This is a genomic window from Blautia sp. MCC269 (assembly GCF_018785655.1).
Lineage (GTDB): Bacteria > Bacillota > Clostridia > Lachnospirales > Lachnospiraceae > Blautia_A.
In genome coordinates this window covers 1-18663 of the sequence record NZ_WQQE01000033.1, presented here as the reverse complement: position 1 = coordinate 18663, position 18663 = coordinate 1, and the positions used below count along the sequence as shown (strand labels likewise).

General features: G+C 37.8%; 22 protein-coding genes and 1 pseudogene. 2 read left to right on the top strand and 21 right to left on the bottom strand.

What is annotated here, in order from left to right; translation table 11 throughout:
* The 16 genes from GPK88_RS11085 to GPK88_RS11005 all read right to left on the bottom strand — a co-directional run bounded on the left by GPK88_RS11085 (position 1) and on the right by GPK88_RS11005 (position 12882).
* Entirely contained in the window at positions 1-660 is a 660-nt protein-coding gene (locus GPK88_RS11085; protein ID WP_015525013.1) for a response regulator transcription factor, read from the bottom strand.
* Positions 661-830: 170 nt separating this feature from the next.
* Complete coding sequence (locus tag GPK88_RS11075) at positions 831-1610, bottom strand: CPBP family intramembrane glutamic endopeptidase (RefSeq protein WP_242981827.1); 780 nt, start codon at positions 1608-1610, stop codon at positions 831-833.
* Between the two features lie 103 nt (positions 1611-1713).
* Entirely contained in the window at positions 1714-2970 is a 1257-nt protein-coding gene (locus GPK88_RS11070) for an RNA-guided endonuclease InsQ/TnpB family protein (RefSeq protein WP_015525011.1), read from the bottom strand.
* A gap of 54 nt (positions 2971-3024) precedes the next feature.
* Entirely contained in the window at positions 3025-3435 is a 411-nt protein-coding gene (gene tnpA / locus GPK88_RS11065; RefSeq protein WP_252197758.1) for an IS200/IS605 family transposase, read from the bottom strand.
* A gap of 254 nt (positions 3436-3689) precedes the next feature.
* Entirely contained in the window at positions 3690-4079 is a 390-nt protein-coding gene (locus tag GPK88_RS11060; RefSeq protein ID WP_330626674.1) for an ATP-binding cassette domain-containing protein, read from the bottom strand.
* A gap of 74 nt (positions 4080-4153) precedes the next feature.
* The gene (locus tag GPK88_RS19610) at positions 4154-4411 is read right to left on the bottom strand and encodes an integrase core domain-containing protein (RefSeq protein WP_252197757.1); all 258 of its coding nucleotides are present in this window, start codon (positions 4409-4411) and stop codon (positions 4154-4156) included.
* Positions 4412-4657: 246 nt separating this feature from the next.
* Entirely contained in the window at positions 4658-4897 is a 240-nt protein-coding gene (locus GPK88_RS11050) for a winged helix-turn-helix domain-containing protein (RefSeq protein ID WP_330626678.1), read from the bottom strand.
* A 192-nt stretch (positions 4898-5089) separates the two neighbouring features.
* Positions 5090-5938: a Sir2 family NAD-dependent protein deacetylase gene (locus tag GPK88_RS11045; protein ID WP_252197756.1), complete on the bottom strand. Its 849-nt coding sequence runs from the start codon at positions 5936-5938 to the stop codon at positions 5090-5092.
* Between the two features lie 4 nt (positions 5939-5942).
* Positions 5943-6245, bottom strand: a complete 303-nt coding sequence (locus GPK88_RS11040; RefSeq protein WP_330626677.1) for a TIGR04076 family protein — start codon at positions 6243-6245, stop codon at positions 5943-5945.
* Positions 6246-6265: 20 nt separating this feature from the next.
* On the bottom strand, positions 6266-7111 hold the full coding sequence (locus GPK88_RS11035; protein WP_215707803.1) for an SIR2 family NAD-dependent protein deacylase: 846 nt from the start codon (positions 7109-7111) through the stop codon (positions 6266-6268).
* A complete protein-coding gene (locus GPK88_RS11030; RefSeq protein ID WP_215707802.1) occupies positions 7098-7979 on the bottom strand; it encodes an SIR2 family NAD-dependent protein deacylase in 882 nt (293 codons plus the stop codon). The genes GPK88_RS11035 and GPK88_RS11030 overlap by 14 nt, the downstream gene beginning before the upstream one ends.
* A gap of 286 nt (positions 7980-8265) precedes the next feature.
* On the bottom strand, positions 8266-9036 hold the full coding sequence (locus GPK88_RS11025; protein WP_215707801.1) for an ATP-binding protein: 771 nt from the start codon (positions 9034-9036) through the stop codon (positions 8266-8268).
* Positions 9037-9058: 22 nt separating this feature from the next.
* Positions 9059-9253 (bottom strand): hypothetical protein, encoded by a 195-nt coding sequence (locus tag GPK88_RS11020; protein ID WP_215707800.1) that lies wholly within the window; start codon positions 9251-9253, stop codon positions 9059-9061.
* A 16-nt stretch (positions 9254-9269) separates the two neighbouring features.
* Complete coding sequence (locus GPK88_RS11015; RefSeq protein WP_215707799.1) at positions 9270-11087, bottom strand: cobaltochelatase CobT-related protein; 1818 nt, start codon at positions 11085-11087, stop codon at positions 9270-9272.
* A gap of 6 nt (positions 11088-11093) precedes the next feature.
* Complete coding sequence (locus GPK88_RS11010) at positions 11094-12026, bottom strand: AAA family ATPase (RefSeq protein ID WP_215707798.1); 933 nt, start codon at positions 12024-12026, stop codon at positions 11094-11096.
* A gap of 85 nt (positions 12027-12111) precedes the next feature.
* Positions 12112-12882, bottom strand: a complete 771-nt coding sequence (locus tag GPK88_RS11005; protein ID WP_215707797.1) for an ATP-binding protein — start codon at positions 12880-12882, stop codon at positions 12112-12114.
* Positions 12883-13050: 168 nt separating this feature from the next.
* On the opposite strand from GPK88_RS11005, the gene GPK88_RS11000 reads away from it, so the two are divergent.
* Positions 13051-13698 carry a TetR/AcrR family transcriptional regulator gene (locus GPK88_RS11000; protein WP_117593155.1) on the top strand — a complete coding sequence of 216 codons (648 nt, stop codon included), beginning with the start codon at positions 13051-13053 and terminating at the stop codon, positions 13696-13698.
* Here GPK88_RS11000 and GPK88_RS10995 read toward each other — a convergent pair.
* On the bottom strand, positions 13620-14246 hold the full coding sequence (locus GPK88_RS10995) for a DUF3786 domain-containing protein (RefSeq protein WP_215707796.1): 627 nt from the start codon (positions 14244-14246) through the stop codon (positions 13620-13622). The two genes, GPK88_RS11000 and GPK88_RS10995, sit on opposite strands and share 79 nt — an antisense overlap.
* A 390-nt stretch (positions 14247-14636) precedes the next feature.
* On the opposite strand from GPK88_RS10995, the gene GPK88_RS10990 reads away from it, so the two are divergent.
* Positions 14637-15086 carry an Rrf2 family transcriptional regulator gene (locus GPK88_RS10990; protein ID WP_215707795.1) on the top strand — a complete coding sequence of 150 codons (450 nt, stop codon included), beginning with the start codon at positions 14637-14639 and terminating at the stop codon, positions 15084-15086.
* Positions 15087-15307: 221 nt separating this feature from the next.
* Here GPK88_RS10990 and GPK88_RS10985 read toward each other — a convergent pair whose 3' ends face one another.
* The 4 genes and pseudogenes from GPK88_RS10985 to GPK88_RS10970 all read right to left on the bottom strand — a co-directional run bounded on the left by GPK88_RS10985 (position 15308) and on the right by GPK88_RS10970 (position 18544).
* Positions 15308-15472 (bottom strand): hypothetical protein, encoded by a 165-nt coding sequence (locus GPK88_RS10985; protein WP_252197755.1) that lies wholly within the window; start codon positions 15470-15472, stop codon positions 15308-15310.
* Positions 15473-15496: 24 nt separating this feature from the next.
* Positions 15497-15828, bottom strand: a pseudogene (locus tag GPK88_RS10980) (DUF6075 family protein); the annotation flags it as partial.
* A gap of 696 nt (positions 15829-16524) precedes the next feature.
* Positions 16525-17511, bottom strand: coding sequence for a ParA family protein (locus tag GPK88_RS10975; RefSeq protein ID WP_215707793.1), 987 nt, complete (start codon positions 17509-17511; stop codon positions 16525-16527).
* Positions 17512-17674: 163 nt separating this feature from the next.
* Positions 17675-18544: a tyrosine-type recombinase/integrase gene (locus tag GPK88_RS10970; RefSeq protein ID WP_252197754.1), complete on the bottom strand. Its 870-nt coding sequence runs from the start codon at positions 18542-18544 to the stop codon at positions 17675-17677.
* Between the last annotated feature and the right edge of the window lie 119 nt (positions 18545-18663).

Here is an 18663-nt window from a genome sequence, read left to right as displayed (position 1 = left end):
TTATTCCTCCAGACGGTATCCAAGTTTCGGGATCGTCCTGATCTCATCATAAAGTTCCAGCTTTTTTCTGAGCTGTCCGATATGGACATCCACCGTCCTGCTTTCTCCCAGGTAGTTTTCTCCCCAGACCCGTTTTAACAGTTCTTCCCTTCCAAGCGCAATGTTCTTATTTTGCAGGAGCAGCACAAAGAGGTCATATTCCATTGGCTTTAGGCTTACCGGAAGCCCGTCTTTGTAGACCTGATGGCTTTGCATGTCCACCAGGATGTTCCGGACCGTTAAGACTTTCTTGGCCCGTCCCGTCCTCTCCAGCACCTTCTCAATGCGTACCAGAAGTTCCAGCATCTCAAAAGGTTTTACCATATAATCTTCTGCACCCAGTTTCAGCCCCTTTACCTTGGAAGCCACATCATCCTTTGCAGTCAGGTAGAGCACCGGAAGCTCCTTCTTTTTGAAATCCTCCATCAGTGCAAATCCGTCTTTTCCCGGCAGCATGATATCCACCACTGCCAGGTCCGCGTCCTCCTGCCATAAGAGCAGCCTCTGGGCTTCTTCCCCATCATACGCTGCCACAGTCTCATACCCTGCTGCCTCCAGGTTCATGCACAGCAATTCTGAAATTGCACGGTCATCTTCTATCACCAAAATTTTATTTTTCATTCCCGCTGCCACCTCTAACGTTTTTCTATAGTATAGTTTTTTATATCCCAAGTCTACATTGCATTTGATCTTGCTTTCTCATCATTTATACGCATCAGGGCACGATAATGTGACCAGCTCAATTCAGGGCACAGTGTGTCTCGAATTAGAAAAGTACAATAAAACTGAAATTATAGATTTTTGTCTCTTTTCTTTTTTGCCATTACGAATCCTAACATTAAAATCAAGTTCATAAACAGTACAACTATGCTACCTTCAATTTTACAGCTGCCACCCGACAAAATTGAATTTCCACTAATTACCATGTTGAACAAATGCGGATAATCTTCTGCTAATGATACTCCACCCAAAATAATTGCACCAACTCCATTCCATAAAAAATGGATTACAATCGGAGCAACTAAGGATTCCGTATATTCCAAAACTGCTGTCACGAAAAGACTCATCGTTATAACGTTTAGTACAGGAAGTATTCCTGCCTCAAAAGCCCCACCATGTGCAAATGTAAATAATCCGGTAGATATAAGGACAGCGACAACGATGTTGTAATTATTTTTTATCATCTGATACAAGTAACCACGAACTAACACTTCCTGCATAACGCTATTGATAAAAGCTGAAAATAACCATAACCAAAGCATAGAAATTTGGTTTCTGCCATCAATATGTATGACCCCTGTTAAAGATAATATCACAACAGATACTCCTAACCAAATAGCTCCTGTGATACACCCAAGTACGATATTATAAACAGGTTTTCCAGTCAGATATAATCGTATGTTTCTTTTATCTATTAACCAGAAAATAATTGTAAAACCAATAACTGACAATAATGGAATCAATTCTGCCCAAAATCTCCAGACTGCCGCACTTTTTGTATCTGGTATAGGCAAAATTGAAACACATATAGCCCAGCCTACAAAAAAGGCAAACGTTTTTAATGATACCAATAGTGAACTACTCGGCAACTGAGTTATCAGAGCATCTGAAATCTGGCGGGATACTGCCTTTTTTCAGGGTGCGTCCATGACACCAATACTGCTTGCCTTTCGGCTATGCAGCTACTTTTATTATTTCTGGATTTTTTAGTCCGGTTACGGACAGTTCTTTCTGCTTTCCGGATACGGAAAGATATTTCCGCAGGATATTAAATGCTCCTACTGCATCTGCATTGTATCTTACTCCATCAGTTATATACATGCCCCGTTCTTTTCGGTTTGATGCTTCTGCATATCTTTTTGATACTTCCGGTGATAATGGGCTGCACTGGCTGGTATAGCTTTCCTCTTGTTTTATCAATGGAATCCCATACAGTTTCAGCTTATATTCCAGCATGATATACAGCTTATTATACGGCAGGCTGTGAAGCTTCTGGTTGGTCTTATGCCCCATATCTTTTTCTTTGCGGATATTTCGCATGTCTCCCACAACCACACAGCGGATATCTTCTTTTCTGCAGTATTCTGCAATCCATCTGGTCACTTTGTGAAGATAATCCTTTACTGCATTCTGCTTTTTCCTGTAAAATCTCCGGATATGTTTCGATGATTTTGGATATTTTATTCCTCTTTCCGATTGCTGCGCATACCATACTGACTGCACTCTGGCGATTTCTTTATTAAAATACCTTTCCAATGAAAGATATTTTCTTCCAAGGATAAAAGTCCTGCCATTTTCGGAATCATAACAGGTCATCAGATTATGAAGTCCCAGATCAACAGATAAATAATGTTCATTCTGAGAGAGCTGCTCTGGTTCTTCAATCTCATAGATAACAATAAGGTCGCATTTTCCGTTTTCCGGTGGATAGATCCGCAGCTGTTTTATATGATCCATGTCCCTGAAAATCTTATTTTCAAGATATAGAAATTTTTCATGGATCCCATATGTTTCTTCCATGTAGCTTTTCAGATCCTTTGGCAGAGACAGCCGCAGCTGGTCCGAACCTTTCTCATGCCGGAGCCCCATCTGCATGTATGTGACCGGTATATTTCCCTGTTTAAAATGAGGTGGATTTGGATCTTTGATCCCTCCGGTCTTTTTAAGGACATAAAAGGATCTCCATGCTTTGTCCAGCTGCTTGCAGGTCTCCTGTGCTGTCTGTGACGGAAGCTGTTTATACCACAGATTTCCTTTATGTGCTTTTTTCTGGTAATACCAGTCAGGATACTTTTCCAGTCCCAGTTCTTTATAATGGTGACGTTCGTAGTTACAGATATTCCAGAGTTTGGATGCTGCATAACACATATGCCCTATGATATTGGAATATTCCGGCCGGATTTTTACAGATGTTCTGTGTGACAGCAGCATTCCTCTTCCCCCTTCAGACAGTTATGCGGACCGCTATTCACAGTCCGTCTTAAATCAATACGACTTGCTCTGATGTTCAATATAACGGCGGATATTTTCCTCAGATACAGATCCGATTGTTTCCACATAATAGGAATGATTCCACAGCTCTCCCTTCCATAGCTGGTTTCTTATTTCCGGAAAACGTTCGAACAGTTTTCTGCCGGTGATCCCCTTCAGATACTTGACGATTGCTGTTATGGACAGTTTTGGTGGAGCTGATACAAAACAGTGGATATGATCACCTTCACCACATTCAAACAAATGAACGGTAAATCCCTTGTCCTCAGCGATCTGCTGCACCAATTCCTGAAGGTATTCTTCAATTTCTGGTTTTAATATCTTCCGCCGGTATTTCACCGACCACACCATATGGTAATTAATATTACACACACAAGTCCTGTAATGTATTAGATTTTCTTTCATACATATAGTATAACATAACGAGTAAAAATGCGCAGCAAAAGCCGAACATATTTTCGATTAATTATATACCGGTTACGGCATTAATATCAAGGGATTGGGAGATTATTATATTATTTCAATGTGCAGATATGCACAATCCTGCGCTTTCATCTCGGTAATTGAATTGTCGAGGATTCCCGCTTATTGTCCTAAACTACATCGAGCACTTATACCAGTTCCTCCAGAAGCGGAACAAAAGCATATCGTAAAAAAAATCAAAGAAGTTTTGCCTTATGTTGATATATCTGCGCCAGAAAACTGTCTTTATGCTGCTTCCCGTACCTCTTCATCCGATGCAGCCGGATTGCCGAGACGTATATTTCCATGATAGAACACCGGAACAGGAAATTATCCTGTGTCACAAAACTGATCATTTCTGAAAGCTGCGACAATGGCATTTCCTTAATATTTACACCACCTATGGTAATGCTGCCGGATGTCACATCCCAGAATCTTGAAATCAGCCTTGCTACCGTAGATTTACCTCCCCCGCTCGGTCCGACCAATGCAGTAAAACTTCCTACCGGCATCTTCAGGTCAATTCCATGCAACACCTCGTCCTTTTCCTCTCCGGTATAAAAGAAATGCACATTTTCCAGTTTCACATCATAGCTGCTGATATTTACATGGTCCTATGTCAAGATTTAGTACAAGTTAAAATGAGATATTTCTCCCCATTTTAATCTGCCAAAAGCTCCGCCTTAGTGTGCGTTCTTTTATACACTCGTTCGAATTCGTTTGGCGACATATAGTTGCAATGGCTATGAATTCGTTTCGTATTATAGAAAGCTTCCAGATATTCAAAAATCAGCTGGTATGCCTGCTTATAATCGCGGATTTTAAAGCGATTGAGCCATTCGCGTTTAATAATAGAATGGAAGGATTCAATGCATACATTATCCCATGGAAATGCTTTCTTCGAATAACTGCGTTGCATATTTTCGGTTGCTTTTTTATATTCCTTTGCAACATACTGGCTCCCACGATCTGAGTGGATGATTAATGGATGATTAATGGTTGATCGATATTTCGACGAGCTCTGGCTTTGTTTATAGCAAGAAATAAAAGAGTTGGAATTGATACATCAAAATCTGTCCAAATATCTCAAACAGGATGCTCCTGAAATACCCAAAACTCCTCAGAATAAGCTTTATTCTCTATAAAAATATTATAGGCAGCAATTTCAATCGCTGCCTAAATCCCCATTAAACTGATATCCTACACCTCGCACAGTTTGAATATATACAGGATGACTAGGATCATCTTCCATTTTTTCTCTAATATTTCGTATGTGTTGCATAATTACATTATAGTCACCAAAATATGGCTCATTCCATATCAAAGCATATATTTGCTCTTTACTGAATACACTCCCGGGATTTCTTATCAGCAAATTTATAATTTCAAATTCAAAAAAAGTTATTTCAACTCTTTTATCTTTTTTAATACTTGTCGCTTATCCGATAAGATTGTAATGTCGCCTTGTTTTATCTTTGTTGAACGTATCATTTTCTTAGAAGAATAAACTGTTTTCATATCAAGGGCAGACAATATGGCACTAATTATTTTCTCTTCATCATCCTCAAAAGATAACAATAAAATTTTTCCAACATCATCACTCCCTGTAAGCTCTCTCTATTTGAGGTAATATCTGAGACAGATCACCATCTACACCTATTGCCTTATCTGCAATCTGTGCTGGAATATAAATCTCACCTTTGTTAAAAGTTATATAAAAAACATTTGGTTCTTTTGCTGCAATTTTCATAAACGGTGCTTTTATCATCTGATTTCTGGCACCGATTCCAAATTCCAAGATCAGCAGTTTTTTCCCCTGAAAACGCGCCATAAATTCCTGATAATTCTGATAACTTTTTTGTGTCTCTGAACTCTTGATAAAGTTCTGATTTACTGGCACATGAATCTTCATAACACCACCACATTTTGGGCATTTCGGCAAATATTCTGATGGAATTTCCATTCCATGCTCATGTTCCCTCATGGTTAATACTACTTCTCGATTGGAGTAAATCTGCTTGTGACAACCGTTCGCACACTGCATATCTTTCATGTTGCCTTCCAGTTCCAAAATATGCTGACGTTCAAACCCAGCCCTTGCAAAGTGATCATCTGTATTAGAAGTCACCACAAAATATGGTTTATCTTTCACAAGTGCATACAGCGTCTGCATGAGCGTATTTGGCTGTGTATGATACATATAGTAATATGCCATACGGCTATAATAGCTCCACATTTCGTTTTCTGATTCAAATCTGCTGAAACTTCCCTGAATCAAACTTCTAAAACCATATTTTTTCTGAAAGTCAGAAAAATAGCTCTGAAATCTCTCATCGTTTGTAAAGATATTATATCCTTCCGCTATGGATAATCCATTGCTTGCACCAATCAGAATTCCATCTGCGTCTCTTATTATTTCAGCAATTTGTTTATATTTTTCTTCCATTATTTCATTCATCCTCATCTGCATGAATCGCCTCGATCAGCATAATAACCGGTCGTAATCCATCTACACAGGAAAAAACACCTTTGTCATCCTCTACCATCCATGTACCTCTCGGCTGGAGAAGTTCTCCTTCTGACAGCATTTTTACCATCTCTTTTATTGGTTTCCAGGCATACTCGCACAATCCTTCCGGTTTATGCTCACCGTCACTGACAAAAACCTGTCCTGCTTTATGAAATGGACAAGCTTCAAACCCTGAAACTGCATATTGCTCTGCAAGCTTTTGATCCACTTCTGATTTTAAAATCGTTATTCTTACATCTCACTTCATTGAATCTGTCCCCGTAATTTTTGCAAAAAATAAAATAAATCTTCATTTATAGTTAAGCATTTTCCATTTAAATGCTCAGGTGAACTACCTGCATCCAGATTTACTGTTACCAGAAAAGTATCCGAAAAATTATATGCCATATCCCAAAAAGGTAATTTGATCACACTCGGTGTCATATCTCCAACACCTAATTCCAGCAATAACAATTTTTTATTTTTGTAGGTATCAACAAAATTTTCATATTGTTGATATGCTGTTTTCCAGTATTCTCCCTGTAAAAAAGTATTATCCTGTACCCACGGAACCATCTTCCAGCCACATTTCGGACAACGCGGAATCTTTTCTGCCGGTATTTCCAGATTATCATTCATTGAGTGCAGCATATCCTGGATCATGGCATGATTTTCATATATTTGATCATGACAAGGCTGACTGCACTGAAAATATCGAAAATCTCCCTGGAACTGACATATTCTGTTCTCCGGAAAAACTTTCGGAATCTGAATATCACAGTTTGTAGTCAGGATAAAATATTCTTTTCCTTTCAGACATTCATAGAGATCACAATATGGCTGTCCGGCAGGTGACTCTTCCATGAATGCAATATATCTGGAATAAAATCCCCATTGCTGCTCTGGCTTTGAGTAAACATAATAAAATCCCTGAAATAGATTTCTGATTCCATAAGTCTGTTCAAAATCTTTAAAATACTTTTTGAATATTTCATTATAATGATAATGATTATATCCCGCTGCACTGGACAGTCCTGATCCAGCCCCTACAAGAACTGCATCTGCCTGCCGGATCAGTTCTGCTACATTTTTTATTTTATCTTGATTCATTCTGCCCCTCATTAAAATTCTTTCTGGCATCAGCTAATACTTTTGCAATATCTTCGTAAATGGCAAAACCTTTCTGCTTCAATTCTTCCGGTACAAGCGCATCCCTGGGATTAATCGTAATATAATAAGCATCCGGCCACGCATATGTCATCTTCCAGAATGGTTCCTGAATAAACATAGGAGTCATACGGCCTACACCAAGTTCCAAAAACAGAATCTTTTTATTTTTGTTCGCCTTTAAAAATGTATTTAATTTATTGTATTCTTCGCGATATTTTTTCCCTTCCAGAAATGTCCAGGACCGAACCCATGGTTCCATTTCTGCACCACATTTTGGACAACGTGGAATCATATTCTTTGGAACCCGCAGATTTTCATCAATACTTTTATTTAACTTTTGCAGTGTGTCCACCGAGCTGTAAAGCTCATCATGACATCTTCGGCTACACTGCAAGAATCTCCAGTCACCTTGAATTGCACTGATTTTTTCTTTTGGAAATACACGGGTAAATTGTGTATCCTGGTTGGTCGTTAAAATATAATAATTCTCATCCTTTAAAATCTCATGTAAATCATAATAGGGCTGACCCGTTTCCGCATCCAGTATCATACAAAGATTTCTCGCGATAAATGCCCAGCGTTCTTCACTGGTTCGATACCGATAATAAAATCCATCAAATGAATTATGATATCCATACTTTTTTTCAAATTCACCAAGATTATCTATAAAATCCTTATCATGCTCATAATAATGACGAAATCCCGCCGCTGCAGACATCCCGGAAGCAGCCCCAACAACAATAGCATCCGCATCTTGAATGTGTCGAACCAGAGAATTTACTGCCTCTTTATACTGTTCATTTTTCATAATGGAAGTTCTCCTCACTTTTCCTCTTGCTGTTATTTTATAACTAACTTCTTTGTGGTAGTATATCATCACTTCATCTGCACGTCAAGTAGCTGTTATATTATTAATTACATCGTAATCAGAGCCAGCTAAAACAGTAATAGCTGGCTCCAAATAATAACAAATTACTTATAAATCTCTGTGATTAATTCCTTAGATGTTTCAATAAATCCAGTAATATTCTCATCTGTCATAGGAAGTGTAAGTGCAATCTGTCCCCTCACAACTGGATAAATTAATATAATGTCTATTTTGCCATTACATCAAATATCTCCTTAATTTTTCGAATTTCATCCGTAGCTGTCTTGCTGCATCCATAAGGGGAGCTTCCTTCTCTGTCTGCTTCTATAACTTCTGCATTATAATGAACACATCCCAAAAAATCTTGCTTCGGTATTCTAGACCTTACAAACTTTTCATCTTCATCATTTCTGATTTTATTTGCTATGACCTTTACTTCCTTTACACCCAATTCTTCTGCCAAACGTTTTACATTTTTATAAGTCTGAACACTTCTGGCCCCCGGCTCTATTACAACGATAAATTGATCCATCCCTTCCGTTGTTCCCCGTCCTAAGTGCTCAAGTCCTGCTTCCATGTCCAGGATTACTATATCATCTCTATGTAAAACCAAATTATTAATAATTCGTTTCAACATTACATTTTCAGGGCATACACATCCGCCTCCCGCAGTTTCCACAGTTCCCAAAACCAGAAGTCGAACACCATTATTTTCTTTTCCGTAAGTTTCAGGAATATCATCCACTTTTGGATTGACTTTATAAAAAGTATTACTTTTATCTGCACCTGTTCTCTCCTCAATTAACCTTCTCATTTTACTGATAGGCGTAATACTCTCCAGTTCTTCTTCTGAAAAACCCAGTGCAAGTCCAAGATTTGCATCTGGATCCACATCTACTGCAAATACTTTTTTCCCTTCTTCTGCATACAGCCGTGCTAATACTGCAGATATCGTAGTTTTCCCTACTCCGCCTTTTCCAGTTACAGCAATTTTCATTTGTTCTCTCCTTAAATGCTTCTTACTCCATTTCCTCCAGTTCTGTTCCTTCTGGAAGAATATATCCGCAGTTATCACATACTCCATCCTCTGCAAGTATCCCGTCTTTCACAAAGGCTTCAATGCCTCCCGGTTCATGACAGCGTGGACAATCTAATTCCTGTATCTTTTTCTGATTTCTTACATCCTGGCAATTGGCAAATTCAATTTTACCCATAGTGCTTCCTCCATTTTCATTCCATATCAATTTGTCTTCGCAAAAAAGTTCCTACCATACGGGAAAAATTGCTGATATTACGAATATAGGCAAAGTCTTTTCCATAGATTCTCTTTTCCACGGAGAGTTCTTCTTCATTCCCTACAAAAATACCAATTACGAAAATTCCCTGATTTCTGGCCCGACGCACCTCATATGCAGTATCTTTCACAGCTCCTTCTCCGTCATAGATCTTGGGCTGGCGGGTTCCTGGTCGTTGTATGCTCATATCACAGGGTTTTCCATCACTAAATACGATTAAAATCTTATTTTTTTCCGGTCGCTCCATAAGAGAGGAAGAGACTGTTTTCAGTGCAAGCCCATCTCTGTTATTGGCATATGCCCGAAATTGAAAGATTCTTTCATTTGTTTCCCTTGGATCTTCATAATCCCGAAATCTCTGAAGTACTGTATATCCCCAGAAAGCACAGTATCCTGTCACCCGATGAGGAATTTCTGCCTGGCTTAATGCTTCACTGATAATATATCCCTGCGCCGCTACCTGAGCCTGTCTGTCAGCCTGGGAACCACTGGAATCAATCAGGACGTCTATTACAAACTCAGAATCATCAGATCTCTTTTTTCTATTAAATAACTTGTCATCTTCTGTTCTTCCAATTTTCCATAACCTCTCAGGAACAAGCTGCCCTGCATCAGATCTGCTGACAAAATCATCCTTTCGGATTATAAATGCCCGTTTCAGTGACTCTGCCAACACAGAAATATTTCTTTTGATGATCCAGTGATTATTTCCATAATAGGCTTTATTTTTTTCAAACTGTAGCTGAGAAAAACGGTATTGATTATTTTTAATCACAGGGCTCTGTAAAATTCCATCTGTAAGATACAGGATACAGTTTTTATGGATTCCTGTACAAAATTTCCGGTTGACTCTGGCCTGCTCCGATTCATTTAGATACGATTTTCCGTAATTCAGTTCCACATATTCCCATATCCGTCTCACTGCCTGTGGATTTATATTCTCCGAGCTTTCCGGAACTTCTTTATTTTCCGGAGAGAAATAAAATCTTTTTTTCTTGTGGTTTCTGATATCCAGACTCATCATCTTTTTTTTGATATTAGAAAGATATTTTTGAATGATGTCTTCCATCTGTTCATCCGTCATGCATTCCTGCCACGCGTCATTGGCCAATGCCATATCCGGTAAATTCAGAATCTTCTCCAGATTTCCATTCTTTTTTTCAAAAGAGGGATCCAAAACATGATTATAAATCTCATCTATCACGTTTATGACATCTTCCGTATTTTCTGCATCCTTCAGAGAAAGAATCTTGTACAATGCAATCTCTGCCTGCGGATCCGTTCCCTCATCGTCTGTGTTCTTCAGAACATGCCTTATATACAGAAGCCTAATCCTATGAATCAGGTCTGTTCCAGCTTTGTCTGATACCTGCTCTTCCTCGGCCTTTTCCAATTCTCTGAACGCCTGTTCTCTGATTTCCTTTGTTCCCAAACGTTCTCGAATGATAAAACGCTCCACTGCAGCATCCATGCATAATCCAGCAAGAGGCAAAAGCATATCTTCGCCAGCAGAAAAATGTAATTTTTTCATCAAATACATGCCAAGTTTCTTCTGATCAAAATATCGTGCAAAGGCACCCTGCTTCACCGCCTCATATAGAACCGTTTGTTTTGAATAAACATATTTTTCTGTGTCCGGTTCAAATTCTATATCATAATCACCACTGACTGTCCAAAAAAGATTTCTGATACGATTGCTGACCTCCAGACGATGTTCTTCCAGTTGTTCCGCCGGCCATCTGACATCCTCCATACAAGTTTACCCCCATATGTCTTTTCCGGTCCAGGAAGATGGGATTCTGGTAGAAACCACATCTTCTATGATCTCTTTTTCAAATACATCAAAACTTTTATTTATGATCCCCATCTGGATTGCATCAATTGGAGAAAGTCCGCTTCTTGTTGCTTTTACAGCAGAAACCAATCCTCTCAGGTCAAGAGATTTTGTTGAAATTTCTCCATGATAAGCTTTGATCTGCAAATCCAGAAACAGTCCTGCAAAAGCTTTCAGCGCACTTTTCTCCCCATCTGGAAAATGTTGTCTTAATACAAAAAGGACACTATCCTCATCCATTTCAGGCATATCAATTACCATAAACCTTGAAACCAATGCTTCATTTAGCTCTCTGGTACCTGCGTAACCATAATTCATCGTGCCGATAAATCGTGTTGCCGGATGAAGTAAAATCCTGTTATATCCTGGAATATCGATTCTGCGCCGATAATCCAGTGTGGCATGCAGTACAGAAACGGCATCATTTTTTGCCATATTGATTTCGTCCAGGATTCCAAATCCTCCAAATTCCGCGCATTGGTAGATAGGGCCTTTCCGAAGGCGAACCTCATTATTTATAAAGGTATCCGTTCCAATCAGATCGGCACTGTCTGTATTTACATGAAAAGAAATGTCGTATTCCGGTCTTCCGAATATCCATGCCAGTGTCTCACATAGTACATTTTTTCCTGTAGCTTTCGCACCGGAAAGTAACAGGTTATCCCCCTGAAGAAGCGCTGCTATTGACATTTCCAGAATTTTTTTCCCATAAAACAGCATATCCGGTTTTTCTACCCGTTCCTTTACCTGATCCTCTACTTCATAACGCATGTGAAAATCTCTCAGTTCTCCAATCAGTTCCTGCGCTATCTTCTGGTCTTCTAAATATTTTTCTATTTCTGTCCAATGATTTCTCATGAAGATTTTCCTTTCTTTGCAATTGGTTATACCAAATCAAATAATATTTCTGTTTACTCAATCTTCAAACTTTCAATCCTCCAACTCACAATCCTAACTTCTTTACAATTTCTCCCAGTGCACTTCTTACAGGAGAATCTTTCGGAAGCTGTATAATTGGCTTTCCATCGCAGTCATACTGATAAACCTGATTATCATGAGGCACCACACCCAGCAGCTCCAGTCCCTGATTCCGAATTTCTTCCAGAGTTCCGGCATCCAGTTTTCCATCTGGAACACGATTCACAATTAATCCAGTTTTCTGTGGTTTAAAGTTTAACTCCTTCATCAGCTTTGCAATACGTCCGGCTGCCTGAACACCTCTTCTGGAACAATCACTCACAAGAATCGCAACTTCCATCATTGGCAGGATCCCTCTGCTGATGTGTTCCATACCCGCTTCGTTATCAACCACAATATATGGATAATGGCTTTGCAGTTTCTGAACCTGGGTCTGCACAAGACCATTTACAAAACAATAGCAGCCCTGTCCCTGGGTTCGCCCCATTACCATCAGATCATAATCATCTTCTTCTGCAATCGCATCGGAAAGACGCATTTCCAGATATGCCTGTTTTGTCATACCAGAGGGAATCTGATATCGTGGGTCGACACCTGCCCGCTCAATTTCTTCTCTCAGCTCTCCAAGTGTGATCTCCGGCTCCACACCGAGCACTTCATTCAAATTTGCATTTGCATCTGCATCCACCGCCAGGACCGGACATTTTCCGCTTTCACACAAATACTGGATCAACAATCCACAAAGTGTAGTTTTTCCTACGCCGCCTTTTCCTGATATCGCAATTACATGTCCCATGTTTTTCCTCCTAATATTCTGAACAATCTGTTGACTTTTTCTTTAAACCTCATTATAGTTGTTACTATATAAATTACAATAATCAATCTATGAGATTTGTATGGCTACTCAACACATCAGAAAAATTGTTGAGGAATCATATGATACCAAATAATACAGGAGTATATAATGTCAGAAAAAACGAGAAAACAAGATCGCCGTACCCGCTATACCAGGCAAACCATAAAAGATACGTTCTTAGAATTGTTAAAGCAGAAAAGTTTTACGAAAATTACAGTTACAGAGATCTGCAAAAATGCTGAAATCAACCGTGGCACTTTTTATCTTCATTACTACGATATCCATGATGTATTATCAGATATTTTTAATGATATGACTCAGGATATGTTAACAACTGTAGATCATTTATTCTGTCTAAATCAAAAAAGCTGTTCCTATCCGTTCTGTCAGAAAATACAGATGGAATCACAATACAGGGCACTGTTTCTGGATGATGCAATTGCCCCTATTCTTCTGGAAAAAATAGCAGAAAATACAAAAGAAGGCTATGTGACCTGGCTTATGTCACACAGCCTCCTGACCTTTGAACAGGCAGAATCGGTTTTTTATTTTCAAATGAATGGCTGCCTTTCCATCAACAGACTGATGCTCCGCAATCACTGTAATGACTGGAAACAGATTCAGACAGTAATCGACAAATTTATCAAAGCCGGACTGGAAAGTTTTCTGATTCATGATCAGAGGGAAGAAAATGCTTCCGATAATTTTTGCAGTAAAATTTCTCCAACTGTTACCGCATCTTCTACACTCAGATAATGATCGGCATGATCTTGAAGAAATAGTTTTCCCGATGCAGGAAATTCTTCATCCGCAAACCATATCTTTAAAGTTACCGGATATCTTGGCAGAACTGGAAAAACAGCACACAGATCCGCCTTTGTCTCTGTGAATTCTGCACCCAGACTTGTACATGCTTTCTGAATTTTCTCAGGCTCTTTGTCCTGCAAAAGTTTTTCCAGTTTCTGCTCTGCAGTCCGGTCAAACTTGGTTCCTCGAATCAATCCATCTTTCAGGTTACCAAAAGTAATGAGCTTCTGTGAGCCTTCTGTTCCATCGGCCATGTCCAGATAATGCAGCAATGTCAGATAATGCCATTCGTCCATGTTTGAGTTCATACGAAACTCAGGGAGTTGAATTTCAATCGTTTCATAAAAACTCAGTACTTCAAGCACATTTCGGCTGCTATAAAAAACAGCTCCACTTTTTGCAGCAAGATCCTCTCCGGAACGATTTTGCAACCGTTTTACTGCTACCTGCAACATTTCCTGAAATGCACGATTTTCTGTTTGATTTTTGTATTCCATAAGCTCTCCTTTGTGAACATTTATAGTATCATGTAATAATCAATGTTTATACAAGGATTTTAGTGTTCTCATAAATCTAACTTTGTCCGGATTCTCTTTTATCCATTCCTGGACAAAACTCATTACCTCAGTCATAGTTTTATAGATTTGTCTACGATTAGCATATTATACACTCCTCCGTAAGTTTCATTACTGTGTTGACTTTTCCTTTAAATTTCATTATAGTTGTAATTATATTATTTACAATCATCAAAATAATAAATATGCACAGTTTCTCAACACATTAAAAAGAAATGTTGAGAACTTGAAATGTTTTAGACAAACCAGAAATATTTTTGTCTCAAAAATGTGAAAAAAATCATTATATCATACTATAAGGAGTTTCTTATCATGAAATACTCAACAAAATTAAGTGATACTGTTCATGTAATGGTTCTGATTGCTATCAACCAGGAAAAATCCCTCACCAGTGCCTCAATTGCAGAAAGTGTCCATACAAATCCCGGCTTTGTACGCCAGCTTATGTTAAAACTAAAAAAAGCGGAACTTATGACCAGTGTAGCCGGACATGCCCGTCCTTCTCTTTCAAAACCAGCAGATCAGATTACATTGCTGGATATTTATAAAGCAGTTGAAGGCGAGAAGCCGCTGCTCCATTTAGATACTCATACCAACCCTGATTGCGGCGTTGGCATTAATATTCAGTTGTCTTTACAGGAATTCTATAATGAAATCCAAAAAACTGCTGAAGAAAAAATGAATATGATTACTTTACAGGATATCATAGATACTTATTACCAGCGAACATCCATGCAGATTGATTTACAGAACATTATATGACAGGAGAATGTTCTTATGTACCTTCAGCAGATACGAAATGCCACCATTTTTTATGTTATGGTGGAAAAAAATTTTTAATTGATCCTGTATTAACGCCAAAAGGAAGCTGGCCTCTTTGTTCTCTGAACCGTTATCTGCTGATGCTTTTTCCAGTAAAAGATTTCTGATTTCATCCGTAAACTGTGGAATTTCAATATCTTCATTTGCAAACAACCCACCATTTACATATGGGAGAACTGTGCCAGAGATGAAAGAAGTTTGTTAGATGGAATCACATCTATTCCTTCCGCATGATGTAAAACAGCCTCTTTGGGATCAAATTCCAATCCCATGATAATATTATCCATCATCGTTTTCAGGGTTACTCTTAAATTCTTTGGAACCATTTCAGTTCATTTGTTGTTCCCTGTAATCTGATTTTCAGCATCTTCATAATCATAGACACTGGGTGTACCGTTGCAGTAGAGATTAAATGTCATGCGTACAACTCTGACACAACCGCTTGTCTGCCACCCTTCCTGCAGACATTCTGGCTTCACACTGCCATTTTTAAAATCATAAATTCTGTTAACGTGTTTTCGTGTATCTCTGTCGATTCCAAGACAATATACCAATGCTTTGTGATATACATCTTTCCATCTGCATTTTGGCAGATATTCCAAATAGAACTCCTTATGTTCTTTGCTCATAAAGTTATTGTGCGAGCATCCTCGCCAGCTGCGCCTATCGCTGTACTTGCCATACTGATTTCCTCCTTATGAAATTAGTTTTTAAGTTAATAATTTGATTTTTGAAAATTATGGTGATCTGATGAAACCGCTGATAATTTGAGTAACTTCGCTGAAGATTGCAAGCCTTTGCTTTTACTCAGTTTTTCCTTACTCAATATTCAATTTTGGGAGATTTTTGGTGATTTCCAGCGATGCTTGGCGGTATTTAGGACTTTTTTAGAAAAATATAGAAAAAAGCCCCGAAAACCTTATAATCACTGTGAAACGTAGTGTTTATAAGGCTTTCAGGGCCTTTAAATACTTAAATTCAGACTTATTAAAATAATATAATGAAAACTTAAGTTAATGGATTATTTACCCATCTGTTTTGCGACTTTTAGATTACATTCCAGCCTGATTTGCGAACTTCTGAATTTAGATTCCTGCCTGTATTGCTACTTATATATAATACAGCTATGTATTTATCAATATTTTCAAGAAATTTGTCTTTCTGGCTAATTAACAATTTTCGGTGTTCCCCAAATTTTTAAGTTGGGGAATGATTCTGAGCATTTGTAGCTTGATTTCAATTTCATTTTTTCTTATTTGGGGAATCCTTTTTATAAAGTTGGGGAGTATTTTCGTACCCCAAATTTCCCCCATAATTCATATTTTTCATATAATTACTTTATAGTTAACAAGCATTTTTCACATACAAATTTCTTATATTACAATAATTCCATTATCGTATCTATGATATCATTATATAATGCCTTACTATTTTTCGCTTTACTAATATGTTCTCCCGTTAATCCATCAGATCCATTACATTTGTATACTGGTTTATGTGCATTTAAAGAATACGGTATTAAACTATGAAGATTTGGTATTTTTCCAAGCATATATTCTTCTTTTATAACACTTTGATCTAATGGACTTAATTGCTGAACAATATTTTTTCTTACAGCACTATCTATTTGTTTTCCAAAAATACTCCAACCTTTTGTCATTCCTGATTTTGTATCTCGAATATTATGTTGCTGTGTAACATATCCTAAAAATTTAGGCGTTCCATGTGGCAAATCTTCTGCTTCAATACCACTTCCTGCTCGTTTCCATTTTCTTAGGTTATTTTGCCACTCATCATGCCACCATACAAATTTATTTCCCAAATTTTGTGTTCCTTTAATTGAAAATAAATCTGGTGAAAGTGGGGTAATAAAATAATCACATCCTCCTAATACTGTTCTATTTAGTGCTCCTAAATTCGGTCCCAAATCAATCAACACAACTTGTGCTTTACTTTTTTTAGCCGCAAATTTTATATACCTGTATATTGCAATCTGAACTCTAATTGATGCAGGTTGAATACTTGCACTAGGCCATGTTTCACCCAATCTGTCCTCATACATATTCAAGTCTATATCCCCTGGTATAAGATACAAATTATCTCTAACAAAATAGGACTGCCTCATCCTAATATCACCTGTATTTTCTACCACTGGTTGAATTACACGATATATACTATTACCTCTATCAGACCAACTTTTTTTAATTTCAGTATCATCAATAGCATACGCAGTTAAATTACATTGACTATCACAATCAACCATTAATGTGCAAATACCAATATCAGCTAAAATATTAGCAATATGATACAAATATGTCGTTTTTCCAACCCCACCTTTATTATTAAAAATTGCAATTTGAACCATTTTATTTATCCCTCGATTTTATATTATTCATTTTCTTATTTGTACTATCAGTACCATTTATTTCTACTCATATACATTATAATAGATTTCATTTATTTTTTCTATCTTTTAGAGAATCGTTTTTTATTTTATAAGAAACGACATTTATTTTTTCTTCCTATAATCAGCAATGACTCATAGCTGAAATTCTCACTTTTCGAATTTCTTCATTATAATATTCTTCCGGTGTCTGTGTCTTCGCCACTCCAAATTTCTTAATTTCTTCTTCCATTATATTATCCAGAACATGTGTATAAATGTTTAATGTAATGCTGATACTCGAATGTCCCATCAACCTCTGGACAACCTTCGGTTCCATTTTCTTTTCAAAGCATCTTGTAGCAAACGTATGCCGTAAACTATGTGGGTGGAAGTCCCTGATTTCTCTGGGTTCTCTATTTTCTTGTACTGCCAGAACTCCTTCTTTTTCTCTCATTCTCTTTAAAGCCTTTTTAATTTCTTTTTCTACAACATATCTGACGCAGGGACTTCCCATACCTGTTGTAAATACCAAATCTTTTAAATCATCCTTACTTCTCCAGCGACTGCCCAGTTCCTCTTTTAGCTTATTCTGTTTTTTCTTCTGAGCTTTTAATATTTCTTCCATTTCTCCTAAAAACGGAATCTCTCTGATTGAATTTACCGTTTTAGGAGTTACAAGCATCATTCTCTTTTCTCCATTATAATAACTACAACTCAAGGAACGTCTGACGTGAACTACTTTCTTTTTAAAATCTATATCGCTCCATTTCATTCCACCAAGTTCTCCAACTCGGACACCTGTCAGACACATGAAATAAAACATTTCTTTATACCAGCTATCCTCCATCTCACTCAGGAAATTGTCCTGTTCTTCCTGGGTTAATGCAATTTCTTCTTTTGATTGTTTAAATGTCCATGGTACTTCTACAATCAAACATGGATTTACTTTAATCAATTGGTTTCCTAATGCAAAATCTAAGCATTCTCTTAAACGCCCCAATGCTTCTCGCATTGCACTATGCGATACATGATTCTGTTCCATTGCATTTAAGAGACTATGAAAAAATCTCTGTAAATAGGATTCTTCTATGATAAGAAAGGGTGAGTAGCTTAAAAACTAGGCTTTTCACC

Bases quoted from the DNA above. Each gene is read 5' to 3' on its own strand.
- GPK88_RS11085 (WP_015525013.1), bottom strand. From the start codon at position 660: ATGAAAAATAAAATTTTGGTGATAGAAGATGACCGTGCAATTTCAGAA.
- GPK88_RS11070 (WP_015525011.1), bottom strand. From the start codon at position 2,970: ATGCTGCTGTCACACAGAACATCTGTAAAAATCCGGCCGGAATATTCC.
- tnpA (WP_252197758.1), bottom strand. From the start codon at position 3,435: ATGAAAGAAAATCTAATACATTACAGGACTTGTGTGTGTAATATTAAT.
- GPK88_RS19610 (WP_252197757.1), bottom strand. From the start codon at position 4,411: ATGCAACGCAGTTATTCGAAGAAAGCATTTCCATGGGATAATGTATGC.
- GPK88_RS11045 (WP_252197756.1), bottom strand. From the start codon at position 5,938: ATGGAAGAAAAATATAAACAAATTGCTGAAATAATAAGAGACGCAGAT.
- GPK88_RS11035 (WP_215707803.1), bottom strand. From the start codon at position 7,111: ATGAATCAAGATAAAATAAAAAATGTAGCAGAACTGATCCGGCAGGCA.
- GPK88_RS11030 (WP_215707802.1), bottom strand. From the start codon at position 7,979: ATGAAAAATGAACAGTATAAAGAGGCAGTAAATTCTCTGGTTCGACAC.
- GPK88_RS11025 (WP_215707801.1), bottom strand. From the start codon at position 9,036: ATGAAAATTGCTGTAACTGGAAAAGGCGGAGTAGGGAAAACTACGATA.
- GPK88_RS11020 (WP_215707800.1), bottom strand. From the start codon at position 9,253: ATGGGTAAAATTGAATTTGCCAATTGCCAGGATGTAAGAAATCAGAAA.
- GPK88_RS11015 (WP_215707799.1), bottom strand. From the start codon at position 11,087: ATGGAGGATGTCAGATGGCCGGCGGAACAACTGGAAGAACATCGTCTG.
- GPK88_RS11010 (WP_215707798.1), bottom strand. From the start codon at position 12,026: ATGAGAAATCATTGGACAGAAATAGAAAAATATTTAGAAGACCAGAAG.
- GPK88_RS11005 (WP_215707797.1), bottom strand. From the start codon at position 12,882: ATGGGACATGTAATTGCGATATCAGGAAAAGGCGGCGTAGGAAAAACT.
- GPK88_RS11000 (WP_117593155.1), top strand. From the start codon at position 13,051: ATGTCAGAAAAAACGAGAAAACAAGATCGCCGTACCCGCTATACCAGG.
- GPK88_RS10995 (WP_215707796.1), bottom strand. From the start codon at position 14,246: ATGGAATACAAAAATCAAACAGAAAATCGTGCATTTCAGGAAATGTTG.
- GPK88_RS10990 (WP_215707795.1), top strand. From the start codon at position 14,637: ATGAAATACTCAACAAAATTAAGTGATACTGTTCATGTAATGGTTCTG.
- GPK88_RS10985 (WP_252197755.1), bottom strand. From the start codon at position 15,472: ATGGTTCCAAAGAATTTAAGAGTAACCCTGAAAACGATGATGGATAAT.
- GPK88_RS10975 (WP_215707793.1), bottom strand. From the start codon at position 17,511: ATGGTTCAAATTGCAATTTTTAATAATAAAGGTGGGGTTGGAAAAACG.
- GPK88_RS10970 (WP_252197754.1), bottom strand. From the start codon at position 18,544: ATGCGAGAAGCATTGGGGCGTTTAAGAGAATGCTTAGATTTTGCATTA.